At 71.6% G+C, this 18,724-nt stretch carries 17 protein-coding genes and 1 pseudogene; 8 read left to right on the top strand and 10 right to left on the bottom strand.

The features are described from left to right. Positions 1 to 16: 16 nt before the first annotated feature. On the bottom strand, positions 17 to 310 hold the full coding sequence (locus tag N8N77_RS07945; RefSeq protein WP_261166069.1) for a DUF503 domain-containing protein: 294 nt from the start codon (positions 308 to 310) through the stop codon (positions 17 to 19). A 124-nt stretch (positions 311 to 434) separates the two neighbouring features. Between N8N77_RS07945 and aqpZ the strand changes: the two genes are divergently transcribed. After that, positions 435 to 1,223, top strand: coding sequence for an aquaporin Z (gene aqpZ, locus N8N77_RS07940; RefSeq protein WP_261166068.1), 789 nt, complete (start codon positions 435 to 437; stop codon positions 1,221 to 1,223). A gap of 87 nt (positions 1,224 to 1,310) precedes the next feature. Here the strand turns inward: aqpZ and N8N77_RS07935 are convergent, their stop codons facing one another. Further along, entirely contained in the window at positions 1,311 to 2,306 is a 996-nt protein-coding gene (locus tag N8N77_RS07935; protein ID WP_261166067.1) for a stage II sporulation protein M, read from the bottom strand. Between the two features lie 16 nt (positions 2,307 to 2,322). On the opposite strand from N8N77_RS07935, the gene N8N77_RS07930 reads away from it, so the two are divergent. Then, positions 2,323 to 3,141, top strand: a complete 819-nt coding sequence (locus tag N8N77_RS07930; protein WP_261166066.1) for an RDD family protein — start codon at positions 2,323 to 2,325, stop codon at positions 3,139 to 3,141. A gap of 31 nt (positions 3,142 to 3,172) precedes the next feature. On the opposite strand, the gene N8N77_RS07925 is transcribed toward N8N77_RS07930, so the two are convergent. Beyond that, positions 3,173 to 3,376 carry a DUF3499 domain-containing protein gene (locus N8N77_RS07925; protein WP_261166065.1) on the bottom strand — a complete coding sequence of 68 codons (204 nt, stop codon included), beginning with the start codon at positions 3,374 to 3,376 and terminating at the stop codon, positions 3,173 to 3,175. Positions 3,377 to 3,435: 59 nt separating this feature from the next. Here N8N77_RS07925 and N8N77_RS07920 point away from each other — a divergent pair, with 59 nt between their 5' ends. Continuing rightward, a complete protein-coding gene (locus N8N77_RS07920; RefSeq protein ID WP_261166063.1) occupies positions 3,436 to 3,873 on the top strand; it encodes a hypothetical protein in 438 nt (145 codons plus the stop codon). Here N8N77_RS07920 and N8N77_RS07915 read toward each other — a convergent pair. From N8N77_RS07915 to manA, 4 genes are all read right to left on the bottom strand, one after another. Continuing rightward, positions 3,870 to 5,384, bottom strand: a complete 1,515-nt coding sequence (locus N8N77_RS07915; RefSeq protein WP_261166062.1) for a DUF5719 family protein — start codon at positions 5,382 to 5,384, stop codon at positions 3,870 to 3,872. The genes N8N77_RS07920 and N8N77_RS07915 overlap by 4 nt on opposite strands. Beyond that, positions 5,381 to 8,221 carry a glycosyltransferase gene (locus N8N77_RS07910; protein WP_261166061.1) on the bottom strand — a complete coding sequence of 947 codons (2,841 nt, stop codon included), beginning with the start codon at positions 8,219 to 8,221 and terminating at the stop codon, positions 5,381 to 5,383. The genes N8N77_RS07915 and N8N77_RS07910 overlap by 4 nt, the downstream gene beginning before the upstream one ends. 61 nt (positions 8,222 to 8,282) lie before the next feature. Further along, positions 8,283 to 8,600, bottom strand: a complete 318-nt coding sequence (locus N8N77_RS07905) for a WhiB family transcriptional regulator (protein ID WP_314732519.1) — start codon at positions 8,598 to 8,600, stop codon at positions 8,283 to 8,285. 255 nt (positions 8,601 to 8,855) lie between these two features. Beyond that, on the bottom strand, positions 8,856 to 9,995 hold the full coding sequence (gene manA / locus N8N77_RS07900) for a mannose-6-phosphate isomerase, class I (RefSeq protein ID WP_396652816.1): 1,140 nt from the start codon (positions 9,993 to 9,995) through the stop codon (positions 8,856 to 8,858). A 50-nt stretch (positions 9,996 to 10,045) separates the two neighbouring features. Here manA and N8N77_RS07895 point away from each other — a divergent pair, with 50 nt between their 5' ends. The 4 genes from N8N77_RS07895 to N8N77_RS07880 all read left to right on the top strand — a co-directional run bounded on the left by N8N77_RS07895 (position 10,046) and on the right by N8N77_RS07880 (position 15,813). Next, entirely contained in the window at positions 10,046 to 11,500 is a 1,455-nt protein-coding gene (locus tag N8N77_RS07895) for an O-antigen ligase (protein ID WP_261166057.1), read from the top strand. A gap of 31 nt (positions 11,501 to 11,531) precedes the next feature. Continuing rightward, entirely contained in the window at positions 11,532 to 12,851 is a 1,320-nt protein-coding gene (locus N8N77_RS07890) for an O-antigen ligase (protein WP_261166056.1), read from the top strand. 92 nt (positions 12,852 to 12,943) lie between these two features. Next, positions 12,944 to 14,860 carry a glycosyltransferase gene (locus N8N77_RS07885; protein ID WP_261166396.1) on the top strand — a complete coding sequence of 639 codons (1,917 nt, stop codon included), beginning with the start codon at positions 12,944 to 12,946 and terminating at the stop codon, positions 14,858 to 14,860. Next, complete coding sequence (locus N8N77_RS07880; protein ID WP_261166055.1) at positions 14,857 to 15,813, top strand: glycosyltransferase family 2 protein; 957 nt, start codon at positions 14,857 to 14,859, stop codon at positions 15,811 to 15,813. The genes N8N77_RS07885 and N8N77_RS07880 overlap by 4 nt, the downstream gene beginning before the upstream one ends. Before the next feature lie 110 nt (positions 15,814 to 15,923). On the opposite strand, the pseudogene N8N77_RS13450 reads toward N8N77_RS07880, so the two are convergent. Then, a pseudogene (locus N8N77_RS13450) lies at positions 15,924 to 16,247 on the bottom strand (acyltransferase); the annotation flags it as partial. Between the two features lie 175 nt (positions 16,248 to 16,422). On the opposite strand from N8N77_RS13450, the gene N8N77_RS07875 reads away from it, so the two are divergent. Continuing rightward, the gene (locus N8N77_RS07875; RefSeq protein ID WP_261166054.1) at positions 16,423 to 17,133 is read left to right on the top strand and encodes a hypothetical protein; all 711 of its coding nucleotides are present in this window, start codon (positions 16,423 to 16,425) and stop codon (positions 17,131 to 17,133) included. 21 nt (positions 17,134 to 17,154) lie between these two features. Here N8N77_RS07875 and N8N77_RS07870 read toward each other — a convergent pair whose 3' ends face one another. Continuing rightward, positions 17,155 to 17,904, bottom strand: a complete 750-nt coding sequence (locus N8N77_RS07870) for an ABC transporter ATP-binding protein (protein ID WP_261166053.1) — start codon at positions 17,902 to 17,904, stop codon at positions 17,155 to 17,157. Beyond that, positions 17,904 to 18,692, bottom strand: coding sequence for an ABC transporter permease (locus N8N77_RS07865; protein ID WP_261166051.1), 789 nt, complete (start codon positions 18,690 to 18,692; stop codon positions 17,904 to 17,906). The genes N8N77_RS07870 and N8N77_RS07865 overlap by 1 nt, the downstream gene beginning before the upstream one ends. Positions 18,693 to 18,724: the final 32 nt, after the last annotated feature.

Raw genomic sequence — 18,724 nt, 5'->3', positions numbered from 1 at the left:
CAGCGCGCCGCAGGGGTCAGTCGTCGCTGGAGCGCAGGCCACGGCGGGCGGACAGCATCGTGACCTCCGGGTGATCCCCCATCGCGCGTTCCGCGCGGTCCAGCACATCACGCACGTGGGCGGCATCGCCGCCGACGACGGCCACACTCACCTCGGCCCGGCGGTGCAGCTCCTGGGCCCCCGTCTCGGCCGCCGCGGCCTCGGTGCGCCGGCTCAGGTCGGCCAGGATCGGGCGCAGCACGCTGCGCTTTTGCTTCAGGGAATGCACGTCGCCCAGGAGCAGGTCGAAGGCGATCCAGCCGATCCACATGTCTCGTGTCTACCGGGTGCCGGTGGCGCGCGCCAGGCGCATCGTCGGCGCGCCCTTGCCGCGCGCCGGCCGGCACTGGCACGATTCGGAGCAGAGCCGTCCCGGCATCCCCGAAGGAGATCCCATGTCCGATCCGAATCCGGAGTCGCCGATCGAGCCCACCGAGCTCGCGCACACTCCGCCGCCCGCTCCGACGACCGTCGCGAAGCTCGTCGCCGAGGGATTCGGCACCCTGCTTCTCGTGCTCGGAGGCGTGGGCACCGCCGTGTTCGCGTCGAACCTCTTCCTCGAGGGGGGCCCGACGGGCACCGTCTACGCCGCCGTCGCGCTCGCCTTCGGGCTCACGGTCGTGGTGGGCGCCTACGCATTCGGCCCCATTTCGGGCGGGCACTTCAACCCCGCCGTCACGCTGGGGCTCGCGTCGGCCGGCCGCTTCCCCTGGCGCGACGTGATCGGCTACATCATCGCCCAGGTGATCGGCGGCATCGTCGCGACGACCCTCCTCGTGCTGATCGGGATCTTCGGTCCGGAGGGATGGCTCACGACCGCGCAGGAGGGCGGATTCGCCAGCAACGGCTTCGGCGACAACTCCCCCGGCGGCTTCGGGATCGTCGCGGCGATCATCGTCGAGGTCGTGCTCACCGGCCTGTTCGTGCTCGTCATCCTGGGCGTCACCCACCCCACGCGCGGCACGCCCCTCGCGGGGCTGATCATCGGCCTCACCCTCGCCCTGATCCACTACATCTCCATCCCCGTGGACAACACGTCCGTCAACCCCGCCCGCTCCATCGCGGCGGCGATCTACGGGGGCGGCGACGCGCTCGTGCAGCTATGGGTGTTCATCGTCTTCCCGATCGTGGGGGCCATGCTCGCCGGCTTCGCCTACCGCGCGCTGTTCGACGCCGAGAGGTGAGCGCAGCGCCGGGGCCACGGGTCGGGCCCGTCCCCCGCCCGCGGCCCCGGCGCGTGCCGCGTCGCGCCGAGACGGTTGAGCGCCGGCTCAGCCGGCGACGAGGCGCGGCGTGCCGGACTCGTACTCCGTGAGATCGCCGGTCTCGCCGGCACGCGCCGCGCGACGGCCGACCACGAGCGTGTAGAAGAGGAACACGCCCAGCGCGAGCGTGCCGATCCCGATCTTGACGACCCACGGCCAGTCCTGGCGCGTGACCCAGCCCTCCACGACGCCCGACAGGGCCAGCGACAGCACGAGCCCGACCGCCACGGTCGCCAGTGCGCGACCCTCGGAGGCCAGGGCGTCCATCCGGGTGCGCCGCCCGGGGGCCACCCACGCCCAGAACATGTGCAGGCCGGCGGCGCACGCGACGAAGATGCTCGTCATCTCCAGCTGCCCGTGCGGCAGGATGTACAGCACGAAGTCGGCGCCCCGGTCGTACGCGAACATGATCGCCGCGGAGGTGCCCAGGCCCACGGCGTTCTGCACGAACACGTACACGGGCCAGATGCCCGTCACTCCGAAGAGCACGCACTGCACCGCGATCCACGCGTTGTTCGTCCACACGAGCGCGCCGAAGGCCGCCTCGCTGTGCTCGCTGTAGTACGCGACGAAGTCCTCCTCGGCATACTGCTCGAGCTGCCAGTCCTCGCCGAGGGTCGCGACGAGGCGCGGGTCCTGCCCGATCCACGCGGCCGTGACGGCGACGATGCCGATGAAGCCCAGCGTGACGACGAGCGACGTCCAGCGCAGCCGGTAGAGGGCGGCGGGAAGCTGGAGCAGGAAGAACCGCGGCAGCTGCCGCAGCACGTTGTCGGGAGCGCCCGTGAGGCGCAGGCGGGCGCGCGAGAGGATCGTGGAGACGTGGTCGCCCTGCGGCGTGCGGCCCGCCGAGGTCTTGATGTCGGCGAGGTCTGCGGAGGCCGACTGGTAGCGGGCGACGAACTCGTCGACCTCGGCCCCGCGCAGGCCGCGCGTGCGCGACAGCTCGTCGAGCCGGCGCCATTCCTCCCGGCGGGCGGCGGTGAGGGCGTCGAGGTCCACGTGCTTGACTATACGCATGTCGTCCGCACCGACACGCCCGCACCTGCGCCCTCAGGTCGATCACGACGAGGTGCTCACCGGTGAGGCCGTCGCGCTCGACGTGCAGCCGATCGGGCTGCTGCTGCGCGCCGCCGGGGCGGCGATCGACCTCGTCGTGTCGTTCCTGCTGGTGCTTGCCGGCGCGCTGCTGCTGAGCAACCTCGCGGAGGCGGGGCTGGTCGACGAGGTCTCGATGCGGATCGCGCCGATCGTGCTGATGGTCCTCATCTTCGTGATCCTGCCCGCGGCGGTCGAGACCCTCACCCGCGGCCGCAGCCTCGGCAAGCTCGCCGTGGGCGGGCGCATCGTGCGCAACGACGGCGGCGCGATCGGGTTCCGCCACGCCTTCATCCGGGCGCTGCTGGGCGTGCTCGAGGTGTACATGACGCTCGGGGCGATCGCGCTCGTGGTCGGTATCTTCACCCCGCGAGCGCAGCGGCTGGGCGACCTCGTCGCCGGCACCTACGCCGAGCGCACCCGCACGCCCGCCCTGCCCCCGGACATCCGGCGACTGCCGCCGGGCATGGAGGGCTGGGCGTCGATCGCCGACGTGGCCCGCGTGCCCGACCGCCTGGGGCGCCGCCTCTCGCAGTTCGCCGCCGGCGCGGCCCAGATGGTGCCCGCCTCCCGCGCACGCGCCGCGGCGGAGCTGGCCGAGGAGGTGCGGCCCTTCGTCGCGCCGATCCCGCCCGTCGACCACGAGACGTTCGTGCACGCCGTCGTCGCCGTGCGCCGCGAGCGCGAGCTGCGCGCGCTCGCCCTGCAGGCCGAGCGCGTCGCATCGCTCACCCGCTGACCCGCCGCGCCGGCGTCACACCGGCGACGCTTCAGACGAGCGTGGCGTGGCGGATGACCGTCCAGCCCTTGGGGACCGACATGCGCTCGGTGTGGATCGCGCACAGGTCGTGCGCGTGCGGGTCTCGCGTGGGGCCGAGCGGACCGAGCGCGGCCATCTGGTCGCCGTAGTCGTAGGTCAGCGTCGTCACGGCCTCGCGGGCGCAGCCCACCTTCGAGCAGAGTCGTTCCATCACCTTCGAGCGTACGCCGCGATCGCGGCGATCCCGTGACCCACGCCGCGTAGGCTGGGCGCATGGCGATATGGGGTCGGATGCGCAAGCCCGCGCCGCGCGGGCGCGCCCGCCGTCACGGCCGACACGGCCGCGAGGGCCGCAGCCAGCTGGTGCGGCCGCCGCTGCCGCAGATCGACACGCGCGCCGAGAAGTTCGACCTCACCGTCGGCTCGACGGTGGAGTACCTGCGCGGCACGTGGCCCGAGCTGCGCGACGTGGATGTGATGATCGCGTGGATGCCACCCGCTCCCACGGACGAGGGGGTGCCGCGCTGGACGATCGATCGCGAGGCGCGGCGGATCACCCTGTACCGCGTGCCGATCGAGCGCTTCAGCAGGCTGCACCGCAACGACGACCAGCACCGCCGGATGATCATCGAGGGCGCGGTCTTCCGCGCGGCCGGCGACTACCTCGACCGCGACCCGTGGGACCTCGGCCCTGACCGGTTCCGCTTCTAGGGGTACACGGTGACCGGCGCCGGCGAGGCGGGGTCGGGCCACACGGGGATGAACGCGAGCGCGGCCCCGCCGGCGTAGCCGACGGCGGCGTGGACCGGCGACCCGCCGGGATCGACGGTGTAGACCTCGCCGTCGTCGAGCGGGAGGGAGCCCGACGACCCGGCGGGCACCGCCAGCTCGCGCGCCGCGCCGGAGCGGTCGGTGACGACGACGGTCGCACCCTCGTCGCTCGACACGTGCAGCCGCGCGCCGGGGCCCGCCGGCACGGCGACAAGGGTGGCCGCCGTCAGCTCCGGCGACGGCGTCTGCCAGGCGAAGTCGGTCCCGGGCCCGAATCCGGTGGTCTGCCAGACGGCGGACACGAGCGGGCCGTCGCCCGCCACCGTGACCTCGTACCTGCCCTCCGGCAGCTCCCCGAGATCGACGGCCACCGGGCGATCGGGTTCGAGGGCCACGCTCACGGGCTCGACGGCGGCCTCGGTCTCGCCCGCGGGGATCGCGGTGATGACGGCGGAGGCGGCGCCGCGCGACATCACGCGGACGAGGGCGGTGGAGGCCCCCTCCGCTTCGTTGCCGGCCTCCGTCACCACGACCCCGGGGAACCGCTGCCGCGCGTCGGCCGTCACCGCGCCCTGCCGGTCCAGACCGACCGGATCGAGCGTGCGCACGAGGCTCGACTGCAGCGCGGCGCGCACCGGCGCGCCGGTCGCGGTCACCCGCACGACGGGCGCCGCCTCACCGCCGGCGATGCCCGCGAGCGGGATGGCGCGCTGCGTACCGGCGGGGATCGGCAGCGCCTCGAAGCCGGGCGGCACGACCGGGTCGGTCGCGCCGTACACCGTCAGCTGCACCGTCGCGCTCGTCGCACCGGGGTTCGAGATGAGCAGGATGTCGGCCTCGCCGACGGAGGTCTCGCCCCCGACGATCCACGATTCCAGCTGGGGCGGGCGGCACGCGGAGGCGGCGAAGCCGGCGATGTCCTCCTCATCGACCGACGCCGACGACCCCGCCGCGATCGGCTCCAGCGTTCGACCCTCCGGCGCCTGCACGACGCGGGAGGGCGCCTCCTCGCCCGCGACGTCCGGCTGCGCGAGCCCCTGCGCCGACGGCTCGCCGCCCGACGCGCGGCCCGCGGTGACCGCCGCCGGGGCGGCGATGCCGATCGAGGTGGCCGCGGTCACGTCGCGGCCTAGGGCGAGCACAGGCCCCTCGCATGCGAGCACGGCCTCAGACGGCGCCGGCTCGACCTCGAGGGACGCCGCGCTGCCGGCGAGCGTGGGCCAGGGCGCGAGGGCACCCGCGACGACCGCGAGCACGGCCGCGCCGGAGACGACGAGGCCCGCGGCGCTGCGCCCCCAGGCCCGCTGCATCCGACGCCGCGGCGCCGGCTCGTCCGCCACGCGGGCGGTCGGCGGCGCCGGCTCGATCGGATCGGGCTCGAGAGGTTCCGGTGCACCGAACTCCGCACCGGTGGCGTCGGGCACGAGACTGTCGCGCGGGTCGGTGTTCACGTGCGCTCCCTTCGCTCGCGCGGGGCCGGATCGCGCTCCTCCTCATAACCGCCGCCCACGATCCGGGGCAGCGCGCGCGCCGCCCGCCGCGTCGCGCGCGTCGGGACGGCGAGCAGCAGCGCGACGACGAGGGCTGCTGCCTGGGCCGCCAGCACCGACGCCGCCAGCGCCGCCTCGGTCGCGGATGCCCCGGGCCGCGGGGCGGGCTCGGCGTCGAGTCGCCACAGCACGCCCCGCGCCGTCTCGCCGACGCGCACGAAGCCGGCGCGCTGATCGATGGACGCGATCGCGGTCAGACGTACGGCGCGCAGGGCGTCGCTTTCTTCGGGCGATCCCGCGAGCAGCACGAAGCGGAGCCCGGCCGCCCCCAGCGCGTCCGTGGCCGCGGCGTCCGAGCTCGAGACGAGATCGACGGCGAGCTCCGCCAGCCGGCGGTCGTCGGCCGACACCGACGCGTCCGTGCTCTCGAGGGTGGACTGCCCGCCGAGGGTCTCGCTCTCGCCCCAGACCACCTTGGCCGCGACGGAGCCGTCGCCGCGGGGCGTGAGCACCAGTGTTCCGACGTCGTGCCGCGTGCTCGCCTCCGCGCTGACGTAGGCGGGAAGGGTCGACGAGGCGCCGCTGGTGATGCTCGCGGCATCACGGTGCACTGCGGTGAGCGCGGGAACGGCGAGCACGGCGACGCAGGCGGTGGCCAGCAGCCCCGCGCCGATGCGCAGCGGACGAGGCGCCGGGGCGGTGTCGAGCGTGACGCCCGCCGCGCCGAGCGCGCCGAGCCACGCCAGGCTGAGGGCGGTGCCCGTCCACAGCGGCACGGGCTCGCCCGCGGCGTACGAGACCTGCACGCCGGCCGCCGCGAAGGCCGTGCCGATGCCCAGCAGCGCGATGACGATGGTCCCCGCGCCGACGCGCCATCGGACGGTGAGCGGCGCGACGACGGCGAGGAGCGCGACGGGCGCGACGAGCAGCGGCACCCACCAGGTGGGCACACCGGGCAGGAGCCCGCCCCACCCGCCGGGGTCGGCCCACGGGATGCCCGTGGCCAGCTGCCAGCGCGACGCCTGCTCGGGGCCGACCCACACGGCACCCGGATCGGCCAGCGCGGCCCACGGCGTGCCGCGCGCGACCTGCGTGGCCACCACCGGGGCGAACCACACGACCGCGGGCACGATGATCCAGGCCACCCGCGCGATCCCGCGGCGGGCACGGAAGGCGATCGCCAGCACGAGCGCGAGCACCCAGAGCACCACGAGGGCCGGCGCCAGCGACGGCGCGCACGCCAGCACGCCCAGCAGCAGCAGCGATGCCCCGCCCGCCGCGGCCCACGACCGGTGCGCCACCGCCGCCGTGAAGAACAGCCACGGCAGCAGCAGGTGCACGATGACGGCGGCGGGGCGCCCGTCGACGAGCGCGGCGAGGAACGACGGCGCGAGGCCCCACAGCACCGCGACGGCAGCCCGCACGCCCGGGCCGTCCGAGACGCGAGCCGCGGCGAACCAGCCGCCGAGGACGGCCAGCGGCAGCGCGAGCAACCACAGCAGCAGCAGCGCGTACGACGGGGTCACCGGCCACAGCGATCCGAGCAGCGCGACCACCGTCGCGAACGGATCGGCGGCCGAGACGGTGTCGAGTCCCATCGGGCGCGGCCCGTACGCCGCCTCGTGCCACAACCCGACGAGGCTGTCGCGCAGCGGCAGCAGGGCGCCCCCGCCGATGCCGGGCCAGGCGAGCAGCGAGGTGAACGCGGCGATGCTCACGACGAGCGCACCTAGCACGGCCCAGGCTCCGCCGCCCGAGAAGAACCCCAGCTCGCCGTACGCAGCGCCGTCGGTCCCCGCGTCGTCGTAGCGCTCGCGCAGCTGGGCGGTGGTCGCCCGCAGCGGCGCGATCCGCTCCCATCCCCCCGTGCGGATGTCTCGGATGCGACGGCGCGATCGGGCGATCGCGCCGGGGCGAGCCAGCACGGTGAGGGCGGAGCCCCATTCCGCCGGCACGCGAGCGGGGGTCTTCGCGACGAGCAGCGCGAGCGTGCGCCAGAGGGCGAGCGGGAGGAGGGAGAGCCAATGCAGCGCCACGGCGGGGGTGGGCGCGTAGGCCAGGCGCCGGTGCAGCTGGGCGGTGCGCATCGCGTAGGCGCGCCGCACGACGCCCGACGGCGGGCCCGCCACGCCGCCGTCGACGACGAGCACGCGGGCGCGTGGGGCCAGGGCGACGCGACGGCCGGCGAGGCGGGCGCGCACGCCCATGTCGAGCCCCTCGTCCGCCCCGGCCAGGGCGGGATCCGGCATGAGGTGAGGGCGCAGCTCCGCGCGCACGAGCACACCACGCACGTCGGCGCCGAGCACATCGTCGTCCACGTCGTGCTGACCCTGGTCGTACTCGCCGTTGGCGAGCGGCACGGTGCGCCCGAAGCGCGTCATGCTCACGCCCAGCGAGACGATGAGGTCGGGGTCGTCGGCGTCGACGAGCTTCGGGGCGGCGAACGCGACCGACGGAGCCCGCTCCAGGGCGCCGGCGAGCGCCGCGAGCGCATCGGGCCGGGGTGTCGTGTCCTGAGCGAGCAGCCACACCGCCCGGTCCGCGGGGGCGCGCACCTGAGCGAGCGCCACGGCGGCGGCGAACCCGGCGGATTCGGGGGCGTGGATGACGCCCTCCGCTCGGGAGCGGGCGATGACGGCGTCGAGCTCGGGGGCGCGACCGCACGAGACGATCGTGACGGCGTCGACGCGCCTGGTCTGGGCTGCCAGTGCGGTGAGGGTGCGGGTCAGCCGCTCCGCGGCGACGGCGGCCGAGGGGGTCGCTCGCGCGACGACGATGGCGTGGATTGGGGCCGGCATGACCCCGTCAGCCTAAGCGCGCGACGCCGCGGACCAGGGAGCCACGCGCGAGGGAGGACGATCAGCTCGCGCGGCGCTTGAGCTTGCGGCGCTCGCGCTCGGACAGCCCGCCCCAGATGCCGAAGCGCTCGTCGTTCTGCAGCGCGTACTCGAGGCACTCCGCGCGCACCTCGCACGAGGCGCAGATGCGCTTGGCATCGCGCGTCGATCCGCCCTTCTCGGGGAAGAACGCCTCGGGGTCGGTCTGCGCACACAGCGCATCCGACTGCCACGCCAGGGCGTTGTCGTCGTCGGCCGGCTGACGAACTCCGGGGACGCCGAGGTCGACCGGGTCGACGAACCAGTTGCCCGGAACCTCCGAGCGATACCCAGCTGCCATGTCCTGCCCCCTTTGACGCCGCCCCTCGGGCGGATCCGATGCGTTAATTACACCGGTGTGATTCGCGGAGGTCAAGTCGCGGATCGTAAACCCTGAACGTCAGATGGAGGGTTTTGACGCCGCCATCGGCGTGTCCTGCCGATATCGCGCCGGCGGGCTGCGGGACCGCACCGGCGTGTCGGACGAGCGGGGGCGATGCCTGCGCACGGCCGCGACGCCTCATCCGTCCCGGCGGCGCGGAAGGCCCGCCGCTCGTCAGGCGCCGGGCTGGGCGATGAACGCTTCTCCGTCGCCCGAGACGCGCAGCTCGCCGCCGTCGGGAGTGGCGAACGCCGCCCCTCCCGGGCGCAGGTCGAGCGCGTCATCGCCGCAAGACACGCGGATCTCCCCCTCGGTCGCGAGCACGATGGCGGGGCCTCGCGGCGCGAGACGGGCGACGCGAGTTGCGGAGACCCGCGCCCGCAACAGCGCGAAGTCGGGCACGGGAGCGGGAAACGCTTCCAGCCCGTCGCGCCCCGCCTCTGTCGCCTCGGGAAGCACCACGGGCACCGGGCCCGGCCGCGCGTCGAGCACGCGCAGGAGCTCGTCGACGTCGATGCGCTTCGGGGTGAGGCCGCCGCGCAGCACGTTGTCGCTCGCGGCCATGATCTCCACGCCCAGACCCGAGACGTACGCGTGCAGCAGGCCCGCGCGCAGGAACACGGCCTCGCCCCGGTGCAGCACGACGTGGTTCATGAGAAGCGCGACGATCACGCCCGGGTCGGCCGGGTACGACGCGGCGATCCGGCGCGCGTTGGCCAGCGCGCCGGCGAACTCCGGAGCGTCGGCGGTATCCAGTGCGGCGATCACGGCGTCCACGGTCGCCTGCGCGTCACCCGAGAGGAGCCAGGCCAGCACCGACGGCAGCGCCTCGTCGCCGGTCAGCCGATCGAGCAGCGGATCGGCGGCGGGCCCGAGCGCGGCGAGCAGGCGGCGCGACCCCGCCACCTCGCGCAGGCCGCACAGCGCCTCGAAGCGCTCGCTCAGCGCCACGAGCATCTCGGGCTTGTGGTTGTCGTCGGCGTAATTGCGGGGCTGGCCCTCCGCGAGCCCCAGCTCGCGCGCGAACCCCTCCCTCGCCTGTTCCTTCGACGGATGCACCTGGATCGACAGCGGCGACGCGGCCGCGAGCAGCTTCAGCAGGTACGGCAGCGGCCCGGGCACGCCGTGCCCGGCGCCCTCCCGCGCGATCCAATCGTCGAGCGTGCGCCCGTCACCCAGCTCGGCCGGGTCGGACGGGTGGTCGCCGAACCACACCTCGGCCTCGGCAGCGCCCGACGGCTCGCGGCCCTCCAGGGCGGCGATGAGGGTGCGGGATCCCCAGGCATAGTCGCGGGGCTGGTTCGTCAGCGGCATCAGCACGGGCCCCAGGATAGGCGGAAGCCGCGCGGTACGCTGGGCACACGATGGCCCAGATCACGCGTCACCCGGTCGCGCCGGCACCCGCCGCGCCCCCTCGCGTGGCGACGGGCCGGATGGCGCTGCGCGCCTATGCGATCCTCGTGCTGTTCTCCGCGTTCGCGCACACGGCCTGGTGGAATCTGCTGGGCGGCGGTCTCGCGCTCGTCTTCCTCGGCGCCCTGACGGTCGCCACGCTGGCGATCTGGATCCCGCTCATCGTGCGCGGCGGGCGCCGGCCGTCCGGGAACGCGTCCGGTTTGCGCGTGCCCGTGCTCGAGTGGCGGCGGCTGCCGTGGGCGACCATGGGCTACGTCGCGCTGGCGGCGCTCTCGCTGCTGTGGTCGCGCTGGCCGGGTGCCACCGCCCTCACCTGGGCGGGCCTTCTCGTCACCACGCTGCACGGCCTGTTCCTCGCGCACGTGCTCACCTGGCGTGAGCTGGCCCGGGCCCTCGAGGTGGCGCTGAAGTGGGTGCTCGGGCTGTCGCTGCTGTTCGAGCTGTGGGCGGCCCTCGTGCGCCGCGAACCGCTGCTGCCGAACTTCTCGGATGCCCCGGCCGATCCCGACCCCCACTGGTACTGGACGCGGGGCGCGCTGTTCGACCCGGATCAGCGGATCCAGGGGATCGTCGGCAACGCGAACGTGCTCGGCATCCTCTGCGTGCTCGCCCTCATCGTGTTCGCGGTGCGCGTCGCCATGGCGCCCCGACGGCGGGGCATGCTCATCGCGTGGATGGTCCTCGCTGCGGTGCTCTTCGCGCGCGCCGGCTCGGCCACCGCGCTCATCGCGGCCGCCGCGGTGGCCGTCGTCCTGCTGGCGGCTCTGCTGATGCGCCGCGCCGCGACCCCGGGGGCGCGCTCCCGCCTGTACGCCGTCTTCACCGGCATCGGCGTGGCGGGGGTCTCGGCCGTCGCCCTGCTGTGGTCGCGGATCCTCGAGGCGCTGGGCCGGGACTCGGGTCTGACCGGCCGCGACGACATCTGGGCCGCGGTGTGGGAACGCGCGTGGGAGCGCCCGGTGTTCGGCAACGGGTTCTCCACGCCGTGGGTGCCGTGGGAGCCGATGTTCGACGAATGGATCCTCGATCACGGCATCACCGTGTTCCACGCGCACGACATGTGGCTCGACGTCTTCCTGCAGCTGGGCGTCGTCGGACTCGCCGTCGTCGCCGTGGTGTTCGGGGCCGCGACGTGGCGCGCCTGGTTCTTCGCCGTGGACCGCCCCCGGTGGGACATCGTGGCGGACCGGCCGTACTCGCCGCTGACCCTGCTGGCACCTCTGATCATGGCGCTGCTGCTCACGCAGGGGCTCACGGAGTCCGGGCCGCTCATGCTCTGGGGCTGGCTGCTTGTCACCGCCATCGCCTTCCGCATCAAGCTCGCTCCCGTCGTCGGTCACGGCACGGCGGAGCGGGCGGACGAGCCGGGCGTCGGGACGAGTGCGGAGAGGGCCCGCCGGTGAGGGGTCGCGCGGCAGCGGGGACGGGGCCGGAGTGATCCCCCTCGAGCTGCGGCGGATGATCCGGCGCGGGTTGCGCTCGGCCGAGATGGCGCGCGTGTTCACGCTCGTCGCGCTCGGCACGGCCTTCTCGAGTTTCGCCATCCAGCGGCTCACCGGCCCCTGGACGCTGCACGCCATGGTCGCCGGCCTCTGCGCGATCGGGCTGGCCATCCTTTTGGCGCGACGCCGCGAGCTGTCGCCGCTGCACTTCGCGCCCACCATGCTCCTGGCGTTCGTGGCGTGGGCGCTCGCCAGCGCCTTCTGGGCCGACGACGGCGCCGACACCCTGCGGTCGTGGCTGTCGCTGGCCGCCTACGCGTTCCTCGCGGTCGTCATCGCGCAGGCGCGGGACACGCTGCAGATGGTGCGTGCGCTCGGCGATGTGCTCCGCGCGCTGCTCGGCGCGTCGCTGGCCGCCGAGATCCTCTCCGGCATCCTCATCGACATGCCGATCCCGGTCCTCCAGATCGCCGGGAACATCGCCGCCGGCGGACCGGTGCAGGGACTGTTCGGCACGCGCAACTATCTCGGCTTCGTCACGGTCGTCGCCCTCGTCACGTTCCTCGTCGAATGGCGCACGCAGTCGATCGCCCGCGCCCACTCGGTCTTCTCGATCGCCCTCGCGGGCCTCCTGGCGGTGCTCTCGGCCTCCCCCACGGCGTTCGTCGTCGCCGTCGTCGCCACCGTCGCGGTGTTCACGCTCGCGCTCGTGCGCCGCATCGATACCGAGCGGCGACGGGATGTGCAGTTGGGTCTCGGCGTCGTGCTGGCTGTCGGCGCGCTGCTGGCGTACCTGCTGCGCGGTCGGATCGTCGACGTCGTCGGGGCCGCCACGGACTTCTCCAACCGCTCCGCGGTGTGGCTCGAGCTGTTCGAGTGGATCCGGCGCCGCTGGATCACCGGCTGGGGATGGCACGGCGGCTGGTCCGACGACGTCTTCCCCTTCAACTCCATCAACTGGCAGCTGCGCGACCAGCACGCCTCGGCGCTCAACGCCTACCTCGATGTGGCGCTGCAGCTGGGCTGGGTGGGCGTCATCCTGTTCGCCGGCATGTGCGCCGTGGCGCTGGTGCGGTCGTGGATCACGGCGAGCGAGCGCCGCTCGAGCGTGTACGCGTGGACGCCGCTCGTGCTCGTCGTGATCCTCAGCGAGTCGATGTTCGAGAGCTTCGCCCTCGACGGCGCCGGGTGGATGCTCCTCGCGCTGTGCCTGGTCCGCGCCGGCCAGGCACGGTCGTGGCGCACGCGCATCGGCGAGACCGCACATCCCCCGACCGCCCCGCTGGAGCTGCCCCGCGAACCGGACCGGTGACCGGCCGCCTCGCGCTCATCTGCCCCTCAGGGGCCGATGGCTTAGGCTCTTTCTCGCTCCCATCCGCCTCTCGTACGGAGACTTCCGCCTTGGTGCACGTACTGCAGAACGTGGTCTTTCCCCTTGACCGCGACCCCGACCTGCTGCCGCTGTATCTCGATGCCGACACCTGGTCGGTCATCGACGAGAAGCCGGTGCGCGTCTCCAACCAGGCGCATCTGAGCGACGTTCTCGACCGGCGACGGCTGCGCATTCGACCCGGTCGGCGCATGTCGTTCGCCTCGTACTTCAACGCCTTCCCGGCCTCCTACTGGCAGCACTGGACCTCGATCCGGTCGGTTCGGCTCACGGTGCGCACCAGCGGGGTCTGCACCGTGCTCGTGTACCGCTCCAACGGGGGCGGCGCGACCCAGCGCGTCGACTTCGCCGAGGTCACGGGCGATGCCGAGACGCACTTCGATCTGGCGCTGACGCAGTTCAGCGACGGCGGATGGCTGTGGTTCGACATCGCCTCCGACGCCGACGATGTCGTCCTGCAGGGGGCGGAATGGACCACCGAGCAGGAGCCGGCGCGAACGGGCAAGGCATCCCTCGGCATCACCACGTTCAACAAGGCGGAGTACTGCATCCAGACGCTGCGCGCGCTCGGGCAGTCGCCCGACGCGCTCGAGGTGATCGACCGGATCTTCCTCGTGGATCAGGGCACGGACCGCGTGGATGCGCAGCCCGATTACCCCGATGTGGCCGCGGCGCTCGGCGAGACGTTGCAGACGATCATTCAGCCGAACCTCGGCGGCTCCGGCGGATTCGCGCGCTCGATGCACGAGACGCTGGCGCGTGACGAGAGCGATTTCGTTCAGCTGCTGGACGACGACGTCCTCATCGAGCCCGAGTCGATCCGGCGGTCGGTGACGTTCGGTCGCTACACGACGACGCCCACCCTCGTCGGCGGCCACATGTTCGATCTCCTCGACCGCCCCAAGCTGCACGCGTGGGCCGAGGTGGTCGACGAGCACCCCTTCATGTGGCGCAACCTGTTCCAGGAGGAGTTCCCTCACGACTTCCGTGAGGCGAACCTGCGGCAGAGCCCGACGCTCCACATGCGCATGGACGCCGACTACAACGGCTGGTGGATGTGCCTCATCCCGAAGGAGGTCATCCGGCGGGTCGGGCTGTCGCTGCCCGCCTTCATCAAGTGGGACGACGCGGAGTTCTGCCTGCGCGCTCGCGAGGCGGGCTTCCCCACGGTGTCGCTTCCCGGCGTGGCGCTGTGGCACGTGTCGTGGATGGGCAAGGACGACTCCATCGACTGGCAGGCCTACTTCCACGCACGCAACCGGATCGTGGCCGGGCTGCTTCACTCGAACGCTCCCCACGGCGGCACGCTCCTGCGTCACAGCAGGCGCGTGGACCTGAAGCACCTCATGATGATGCAGTACTACCCGGTCGAGCTCCGCCTGCGAGCGCTCCGCGACGTGCTCAGCGGCCCCGAGCACATGTTCCGCAATCTCGCCACGGCCATGCCCGGGGCGCGCGCCGTGGCGAAGGACTTTCCGGAGACGGTCGTCCACAAGGACCCCGAGGTGGTGCTGCACTCGCGCAAGGGCCGGCAGGTCTTCAAGCGGCTCCGCAAGGGCGTCTTCGACAGCCCCACGGGGGTTCGCCTGCGCGCCTTCACCGCCAGGACCCTCGTCTCGCACTGGCTCCACAAGCCCGATCCGCGCAACCTCGAGGCGCCGGAGGTGGAGTTCGGCAAACACGATGCGCACTGGTGGCGCGTACCGCTCTACGACAGCGCTCTCGTGAGCGCGGCCGACGGCTCCGGTAAGAACATCTACACCCGCGATCGGGCTCGTTTCCGGCGCCAGCTGCGGGAGTCCGTGCGGCTGCACGCGCAGCTGAAGCGCGAGTGGCCCCAGCTGGCGGCGCGGTACCGCGCGGCGTTGCCGGACCTCGTCACGGCCGCCGCGTGGGCGCCCCTCTTCACCACTCGCGAGGACAAGGCATGAGCGCTTTCGATCCGGCGACGGCCACCATCGTCGTCGTCACGTACAACCGTTCGCATCTGCTCTCGCGGCTGCTGGACTCGATCGAGCGGATGGATCCGAAGCCCGGCCACGTCGTGATCGTCGACAACGCGTCCAGCGACGACACCACCGAGGTCGTCGAGTCGTACCGCGACCGGATCGGAACCGAGATCGTCTACCGGCGTCTCGAGGAGAACACGGGCGGCTCCGGCGGCTTCAGTGAGGGCATGCGCGTCGCGTACGAGCTCGGATCCGAGTGGATGTGGCTCATGGACGACGATGTCGAGGTGCTCCCTGAGGGCCTTGCGCGCATGGGCGCCTGGGCACCGAGGTTCAAGAGCATCCAGGGCCGCCGTTATGACTACGACGGCAGCGAGTTCTACTGGCAGTACCGCGTCTCGGTTCCGCTCGGCATTCCCATCCCCTTCGCGCCCGCCGACTTCGATGCCTCGGGCTACCGCCCGATGAACTCCGGCTGCTTCGAGGGCATGTTCATCCACCGCAGCATCGTGAAGCAGATCGGCCTGCCCGACCCCCGCTTCTTCATCTACTGGGACGACACGATCTATGGCTGGCTCGCTTCGCGCGTGACCCGCAGCGCGATCGTGGACGAGTTCGTGCTGCAGCGCACCCGCGAGATCAAGCAGTGGGACATGGGCATCCGGCACTTCAATGCCTCGAGCGACATGTACCGGTACTACATCATGCGCAACCGCGGCATCATGAAGCACTACTACGCCGCGCACGGCAAGTATCGCCCGTTCTACTTCGCCCTCGGCACCGCCGCGACGTTCGTCAAGGAGGTGCTGCGCCTGGCCTTCGTTGAGCGGAAGATCACGAAGAAGGGGTGGAGCAACCTGTGGCGCGGCATGCGTGACGGCATGTCCCTCGCGCGCGACAGGAGCTTCCGGATCATGCCGCCGCTGGAGGCGTGAAGCCGCCCTCGGCCTCCCTGCCGGTTCGCCCCAGGGGCGCTCAAATGTTTGATGACGCGTGCGGGAACGCCGCCGACGAGCACGTCCTCCGGAACGTCTTGCGTCACGATCGCGCCAGCCGCCACCACGGACCCAGCGCCGATGCTGACTCCGGGCAAGACCGTGGCGTTCGCGCCAATCCACACGCCATCGCCGATCGTAATCGCATCAAAGCGATGCGCCCCTGCTCGGCGCTCTCGCGATCCGATTTCGTGGGTGTCGGTGATCAGCCGCACAAAGGGTCCGAGGTTCACTCGCTCCCCGATAGTGACTTGGGGGCGAATGTATGCGTCGCGGTTGATGAACGTCTCGGCACCGATCACGACGTCAGGACCTAGAATCTCTCCGCCCCGGTAGATCTTGACGCCCTCACGGATGGAGATCCCGTCGCCCATCATCCGCACGGATGGGTGGATCAAGGCGTCGGCGTGGATCTCTTTGGTCACGGTGATTGCACTCCAGGTGGGATCGGTCGAGCCGTTCGTCCAATTCTACGAGCGGCCTCCTTGATGTCGGCCGGTAGACGGAGCGCGCGGACGTCGTTGTAGGGTTGCAGGAAAAGGAGTCCCGTTGAGAGCGCCCCGCATCGGCATCGTCAGCTACTGTGACCGCGTACGAACCCTCGCGCACGTCAACCACGAGTTGTATGCGCGGGAGCACGGATACACGTACATCTTCGACATCGCGCCCACTACGCAGTATCGGTTCCTGGCGAAGATCGAGAAGATCCTCAAACTGCTTCCGCTGTTCGACTGGGTGTTCTGGATCGACGACGACGCCTTTGTCATGGACCGCTCCATTCGTCTCGAGCAGTTCATTCGTCGGGCACCAAAAGCATCGCTGATCATGTGCGAGTCGCCGAATCGGGATGGCAAGTGGACGTGGGTCAGCTCCGGCAATTTCCTCATCCGGAACACGCGGAAGGCCGCGGACTTTCTGCGCGATGTGCAGGACACCGATCTTTCCACCGTGGCCTCGTGGTGGGACGCGGAGAAGTACGGGCACTACACCAAGGGCGATCAGGACGCCATGGTGTACCAGCTCGCGACCAATCCCTCGTACCGGAGCCGCAAGTTTCTGGCGCGTATGCCGTATGAGGAGTTCAACACGCGGCCGGAGCATTTTGTCGCTGGCCCGCGCGAGCACTTCCTGGTCCATTTCACGGGCGACGACAAGCGCGGCATGGCTCAGGAGTTCGCTGCCCGCTTCAACCTGCCCGAGTCACTCACTTACTGGAACGAGCTGAAGGCACAACAGGGTGTGTACCGCCCACAAGACTGATAGTGCGGGCTCCTGGAACCGTCAGCTCGCGTTGTCGGCGTTGTATTGGGCGATCACATCATCGATCGGCCCGTCCATCACGAGCCGGTGCTCACGGATGTAGAGTCCGCGCGTGCAGAAGCGCTGCAGGTCCCGTTCGTTGTGACTGACGAAGAACAGCGTACGTCCCTCGGCCAGCAGCTCGTCGATGCGCGCGTAGCACTTGGCGCGGAAGGACTTGTCTCCCACGGCCAGTACCTCGTCGACGAGGAGGATCGGCTCGTCCAGCTGCGAGACGACGGCGAACGCCAGCCGCACCTTCATGCCGTTCGACAGGTGCTTGTACGGGGTCTCTTGGAAGTCCTCGAGCTCCGAGAACGCGATGATCTCGTCGTAGCGCGCCGAGACCTCGGCGCGGGTCATGCCGTGCAACCCCGCCGTCAGGCGCACGTTCTCGCGGACGGTCAGGTCGCCCACGAAGCCGCCCGTGAGCTCGATGAGGGGGGCCACTCCCCCGTTGACGCGCACGTGCCCCTCGTCGGGCAGCAGCACGCCGGCGACGAGCTTGAGCAACGTCGATTTGCCCTGGCCGTTGCGGCCGATCACACCGATCGACTCACCGGGCCTCACCGTGAACGAGACATCGCGAAGCGCCCAGAACTCGCCCATCGGCACGCGGCGGCGGGCACTCGCAAACAGCGACTTGATGCTGCGTCGACCACGGCGGTTGCGGCGGAACCGCACGCCGAGACCGGCGACCTCGATCGCGTTGTCGTGACCGTTCTTGCCCATCACAGCTCCTTCAGGACCGGGCGCTCGAGCGCCCGGAACGTCAGCACGCCGGCGATAAGGACGATGAGACTCAGCACGACGCTCGACACGACGGCGGCCGTGTCCCACTGCCCCGGGAAGAACCCCGCCCGGTACATCGTGAAGATGCCTGCGAGCGGATTGGCCATGTCGAGCCAGCCGAACCCGTCGGGCAGGTCCTTCACGCTGTAGATGATCGGCGAGGCATAGAAGAGCGCGCGCAGGATGAGACGCGTCGTCCGCTCGAGGTCGCTGAACAGCACGCACAGCGGCGCCACGATGAGGCCGAGTCCCACGAGCAGCGCGAGCTGCACGAGGATCGCGACCGGGAACCACAGCAGCCCCCAGCCGACCGTCGCGCCGTTGGCGATGACGAAGATCGCCAGCACCGGCAGCGCGCACAGGAACTCGACGCCCTTCGACAGGACGATCCGGCCGATCCAGATCGAGCGTGGGATCGATGTCGATCGGACCAGCTTCGCGTCCTTGCTGAAGGCCTTCGTGAAGTCGGTGACGGCGGCGTTGAACCACACCCAGGGCAGCAGCGCGGCGATGAGGAAGACGATGTACGGCTCTTCGCCCGCCCGGTGGAAGATCTGCGTGAAGACGAACCAATAGATGGCGCTCATCACCAGCGGATCGAGCACGCTCCACAGGTAGCCCAGCCAGCTCGTCGCGTAGCGCACGCGCAAGTCGCGCGCCGACAGCAGCCAGAGGGAGTGCGCGTAGCGCCTGAGGGATCGCGGCGCTCCCGCTCGTGTGGCTGTCACACCACGATCCTACGGTCGCAGATTGGGTGCGA

The organism is Microbacterium sp. Marseille-Q6965 (assembly GCF_946151065.1).
GTDB lineage: Bacteria > Actinomycetota > Actinomycetes > Actinomycetales > Microbacteriaceae > Microbacterium.
The sequence above is the reverse complement of the archived record's forward strand: the minus strand, read 5'-3'. Positions and strand labels throughout refer to the sequence as shown.

Bases quoted from the DNA above. Each gene is read 5' to 3' on its own strand.
- N8N77_RS07945 (WP_261166069.1), bottom strand. From the start codon at position 310: ATGTGGATCGGCTGGATCGCCTTCGACCTGCTCCTGGGCGACGTGCAT.
- aqpZ (WP_261166068.1), top strand. From the start codon at position 435: ATGTCCGATCCGAATCCGGAGTCGCCGATCGAGCCCACCGAGCTCGCG.
- N8N77_RS07930 (WP_261166066.1), top strand. From the start codon at position 2,323: ATGTCGTCCGCACCGACACGCCCGCACCTGCGCCCTCAGGTCGATCAC.
- N8N77_RS07920 (WP_261166063.1), top strand. From the start codon at position 3,436: ATGGCGATATGGGGTCGGATGCGCAAGCCCGCGCCGCGCGGGCGCGCC.
- N8N77_RS07910 (WP_261166061.1), bottom strand. From the start codon at position 8,221: ATGCCGGCCCCAATCCACGCCATCGTCGTCGCGCGAGCGACCCCCTCG.
- N8N77_RS07905 (WP_314732519.1), bottom strand. From the start codon at position 8,600: ATGGCAGCTGGGTATCGCTCGGAGGTTCCGGGCAACTGGTTCGTCGAC.
- manA (WP_396652816.1), bottom strand. From the start codon at position 9,995: ATGCCGCTGACGAACCAGCCCCGCGACTATGCCTGGGGATCCCGCACC.
- N8N77_RS07895 (WP_261166057.1), top strand. From the start codon at position 10,046: ATGGCCCAGATCACGCGTCACCCGGTCGCGCCGGCACCCGCCGCGCCC.
- N8N77_RS07880 (WP_261166055.1), top strand. From the start codon at position 14,857: ATGAGCGCTTTCGATCCGGCGACGGCCACCATCGTCGTCGTCACGTAC.
- N8N77_RS07870 (WP_261166053.1), bottom strand. From the start codon at position 17,904: ATGGGCAAGAACGGTCACGACAACGCGATCGAGGTCGCCGGTCTCGGC.